This window comes from Variovorax glucosi, from assembly GCF_051216695.1.
GTDB lineage: Bacteria > Pseudomonadota > Gammaproteobacteria > Burkholderiales > Burkholderiaceae_C > Variovorax.
Window position 1 is genome coordinate 1 of sequence record NZ_JBPJZE010000138.1, and the last position, 1,335, is coordinate 1,335.

The window sequence follows — 1,335 nt, forward strand, 5'->3', positions numbered from 1 at the left end:
GATGACGAACAGGCCCGCGGGAATGACCACGCCCGGCCGGTAGCGCAGCGCCAGCCGCTCCGCCAGCGGCGGCAGCACGAGCGTGGGCAGCGTGTAGGCCAGCAGCGCCGAGCCGGCCATGACCGCGTCGTAGCCCAGCGCGCCCTGGAAGTAGATCGGCAGGTAGATCATGAACGGCCAGAAGCTGAAGTTCATGCCGATGGAGCCGATGATCGAGCCCGAGAAGTTGCGGATTCTGAAGACCGAGAAATCGAACATCGGATGCGGGTTGATCTTCTCCACCCACAGGAAGAGCACGAAGCTCGCGGCCGACGCCACGATGATGCCGATGGCCAGCGGGCTCGCAAAGCCGAGGCCCGGCCCCTGCGTGATGAAGTACGTTAGGCCCAGCACCGCAAGCGACAGCGTGACGATGCCCGGCAGGTCGAGCCTTTGCGCGTCGGGGTCGCTCGACTCTTCCACGCTGCCGAGCACCAGGGCAACGGCCACCGCCGCCAGCAGCACATGGATCAGGAACACCCATTGCCAGCTCGACAGCGCCACGATCGCTCCGCCGATGATCGGCCCGAACCCCAGGCCCATGCCGAAGACAACGCCCCAGATGGCGAAGGCCTTGCTGCGTTCTTTGCCTTCCTGAAACTGATGCGAGAGCACGGCGAGCTGGCAGATCAGCATTGCGCCGCCGCTCAAGCCCTGCAGGAAGCGGCTGACGATCAGCACCGGCGCGCTCTGCGCGAGCCCGCAGGCCAGCGAGGTGAGGCCGAAGAGCACCACGCCGACGACGAGGATGCGTTTGCGGCCGTAGCGGTCGGCCAGCGTGCCCGCGGCCATCAATACGGTGGTGCAGGCGATGGTGTAGGCGTTCATGATCCACTGCATGTCGCTGAAGTCGGCGTGCAATGCCTGTTCGAGCGTGGGAAGAATGACCGGCACGCTGGAGATTTCCAGGCCGAACATCAGGGCAATGAGGCAGATCGCGGCCAGCGCGACCCGGTTCTTGCCGGTGGGGGAGAGAGGCATCGGAAGTCTTTCGGGAGTCTTTGGCAAAGAGGTCCGGGCGATTCTGGGGAAGGCCTCCTCATGATGGAAATGATTTAATTTCCTAGAATCCATGACGATTCATCATTGATTGGTTGGCTGCCATGGATTTCGACCCCGCGCTGCTGCGAGCCTTCGTGGCCGTCAAGGAAACCGGCGGCTTCACGCGCGCCGCTCAGCGGCTGCACCTGACGCAGTCGGCCATCAGCCACCAGATCCGGCGGCTCGAAGAGCAGGTGGGCCGGCCGCTGCTGCATCGCACGACACGCCGCCTCACGGTGACGGAAGACGGCGAAG

The 1,335-nt window shown here is 64.6% G+C and carries 2 protein-coding genes; one reads left to right on the forward strand and one right to left on the reverse strand.

Annotated elements, in window-relative coordinates:
- The coding region (locus ACSFA3_RS23630; protein ID WP_435507853.1) for an MFS transporter at window positions 1-1,020 on the reverse strand (1,020 nt) is incomplete at its 3' end.
- 122 nt (window positions 1,021-1,142) lie between these two features.
- On the opposite strand from ACSFA3_RS23630, the gene ACSFA3_RS23635 reads away from it, so the two are divergent.
- The coding region (locus ACSFA3_RS23635) for a helix-turn-helix domain-containing protein (RefSeq protein ID WP_435507854.1) at window positions 1,143-1,335 on the forward strand (193 nt) is incomplete at its 3' end.